The 3,035-nt window shown below is 59.9% G+C and carries 1 protein-coding gene; it reads right to left on the minus strand.

What is annotated here, in order from left to right; all coding sequences use genetic code 11:
- Nucleotides 1–1,269 precede the first annotated feature (1,269 nt).
- Nucleotides 1,270–2,625, minus strand: coding sequence for a helix-turn-helix transcriptional regulator (locus IRZ31_RS20930; protein WP_297157598.1), 1,356 nt, complete (start codon nt 2,623–2,625; stop codon nt 1,270–1,272).
- Between the last annotated feature and the right edge of the window lie 410 nt (nt 2,626–3,035).

Raw genomic sequence — 3,035 nt, forward strand, 5'->3', positions numbered from 1 at the left:
CAGTATCCCCAAGCGGATCGACCCCCCTGCCACCTGGCTGTGTAGTAGTCGCGGTCGGCTTCCGGTTCCTTTCAGTATCCCCAAGCGGATCGACCCCCCTGCCACCTGGCTGTGTAGTAGTCGCGGTCGGCTTCCGGTTCCTTTCAGTATCCCCAAGCGGATCGACCCCCCCTGCCACTCGTCTGGCCGGCGCGCGTCTGGACCAAGAGATCTCTCCTTTCAGTATCCCCAAGCGGATCGACCCCCCTGCCACACGAGCAGCTCGGACAGCTCCTCGGCCCGGTCGGACCCTTTCAGTATCCACAAGAGGATCGACCCCCCTGCCACTCATGCGCCCGATTCCGATCCCGCTGTTTGATCAGGAGACTTTCAGTATCCACAAGAGGATCGACCCCCCTGCCACGGGGCGCGTGTTGCAGATCATCGGTCTTGATGCGAACTTTCAGTATCCCCAAGCGGATCGATCCCCCTGCCACGTAGCGGGGCGTCCGGTGCGTCCAGCAGCTTGGCCCTTTCAGTATCCACAAGAGGATCGACCCCCCTGCCACCCACGAGCGGCGCGAGAGACTGAGCCTGCTGCTTAACTTTCAGTATCCACAAGAGGATCGACCCCCCTGCCACGACTCCCATCCATGCTCACAACGTGGCGCGTCTCTGCTTTCAGTATCCCCAAGCGGATCGACCCCCCTGCCACCAAGACGAGCAGCCAGATGACGAGCTTCGACGCGAAACTTTCAGTATCCCCAAGCGGATCGACCCCCCTGCCACCGCAGCCAGCGAAGCAGGGTCGGAGATACTTCTCACATATCTTATAACGAACGAGGCCCCATTTTTGGCATCTGAGAGCCTCGTTATTTCCCTCCTCCAGCCACCAACATCTATCGTATCACGACCTTTCTCGAAACTCGTTTTTTGCAAGCCGCAAGGGGCAAGTTTCGAGAAAGCAACAACAGATTTCTCATCATAAAAGCAGCAGAAGATGTGCGATTCTGACCTAATGCGGTCAGATTCTGACCGCATTAGGGTGGTACTCTCGGAGAGTTTCGAATCGGCCTCTCAAATGGGCCATTTTTTGGCCAGGCTCCCTTTCCTCCCTCTATCTCTCCCAAAAACAAAAAGCGCGCAGGCCAGGTCCTACCCGCGCTTACCCCCACCCTGGGAGCAAGGAGCCACAAGATGAGGAGGCAAGGAAAGCCATATTCGCGGTCTGTCGGACCGTGCTGCGCGTGGCCCTCAGCCGCGCCGGCTAGGCTAGGAGAGGCTCGCCTGCTAGAGCAGACGGAGCATTCTGTTGAGCCGGGCAACGCAAGGCAGGCGCTTCCATTGCTGCAAGGCTTGGGCCAGCCGATGGACTGCCCTGAGCGCTCGCGGTGAGCGCGCCTGGCAGGCACATATCAGCGCCTCTTCTGCCAGCGAGCAGGCTTCTTCAAGCTCCCCCTCGCGCGCAGCCACGTGGGCCAGGTCCACCAGTACCAGCGCCCGGCGCCTGGTGGGAGCTGCAGGAAGCCACTGCAGTGCCTGCTGTAGCGAGGCTCTGGCCTGGGAGAGGGAGCCAAGATAGAGGTAGCAGCGACCTTCATAGGCCGCACAGGCGCTGAACTGGAAGCCCGTCCAGCGCTGATCAGGGCTTTGCTCGGCCTGACTCTGATCCAGCCAGCTATGGACATGTTCCAGCGCCCGTTCGCAGCCGGAACGATCCTGTTCTTGGGCCAGCACTTCTGCGCGCATCATTTCCAGCCAGGCCAGGCTTTGGCCGCTGAGCTGGCTGCTTTGCCCTAATGCCAGCGCGTGCCCTAGGGTCGGCAAGGCTGCTTTGCCTGCTCCCTGATAGACCAGCAGCCAGGCCTGCCGGCCCGCAGCCAGCGCCCAGAGGGCTGACTGCTCTCCCTCGCGAGCCAGCTCAATGGCGAGTCGATAGGAGGTGGCGGCGCGCTCTGCGTCGTGCTGATCCAGGGCAATTTCGCCGAGTATTTGGGCGCTATTGCTACAGACCGCAAGCAGCCGCCGTTGAATAGCCAGCGGTTGCTGAGCATGCAGCAACTGGGTCAGGGTCATCAGATGACCTGAGACTGCGTGTAGCAGATCGCTTTTAGCCAGCGAGGAGCGATATAACTCCCAATAGAGGTCGGTGACGGCCTCTAGATGGGCCAGGGTGGCAGCGTCGGTACGGGAGGGCCGCCTGAGCGCCAGCGCCAGGCGTTCCCAGGCCTCTGCTTCGAGTAGCTCTTGCGTGGTCCTGTGCAGCCAGGGGGCTGCCGTTACCAGCGGTAGCAGCAGTTGCTGTAATAAGGCACGCCTTAGACGATCGATGGTGGTGGCTCCTTCCCCGAGAACGGTGAGTAATGTGGATGCCTCGCCGGCTTCGGCTTCTGCGCTCTGAGTCCATTCTAGCAGATGAGGGCCACCCTCGAAAAGGGATCGGCAGACAAGCAGTTCGGGAGGACATGCTAATAGCCTGGCTATGGCTTCCAGACGCTTCCTGGGAATTCGCACGCGCCCAGCACAATAATCGAAGAGGGTTCTTACAGGAATGCCCGTCTCGCGGGCAACTTCAGTAATGGTCAGGCCTGCCTCTTTGATGGCGGCCCGCAGGTGATTGGCATGATTGGGCGTCTTCTCACGCATAGTGACAGCCTCTTCTCAGGGCCGGCCTGGATGTGGCCAGCAGAGTTGCACGCTTTCTGCAGGGATTCTGCACAGATGTCACCGTCAAGGGGCATGCTCGTCCGGCCCGATGACCTATACTTCCAATGATGAAGTCAGGAAAAGAATAGCATGTTTCTCTTTGTGTGAAAAGATGTTCTTGTGTAAAAAGAGGTTGCTTTATCTGAGAGAGAGAACAGGCATACTGCTGAGCAGCGAAGCCTACAAGTGGAAAGAGTGTTTGTCAGAAAGGAGGCATGGACATCATGCGCCCAGGACCCACCATTCTCGTAGTTGACGATTCGCCGGTCTGTCGGACCGTGCTGCGCGTGGCCCTCAGCCGCGCCGGCTACCAGGTCCAAACGTGCAGCGACGGCCTCAGCGCCCTCTCG

This window comes from Thermogemmatispora sp. (genome assembly GCF_019683635.1).
Taxonomy (GTDB): Bacteria; Chloroflexota; Ktedonobacteria; order Ktedonobacterales; family Ktedonobacteraceae; genus Thermogemmatispora.

Coding starts and splice junctions, on each gene's coding strand:
- IRZ31_RS20930 (WP_297157598.1), bottom strand. CDS start 2,625: ATGCGTGAGAAGACGCCCAATCATGCCAATCACCTGCGGGCCGCCATC.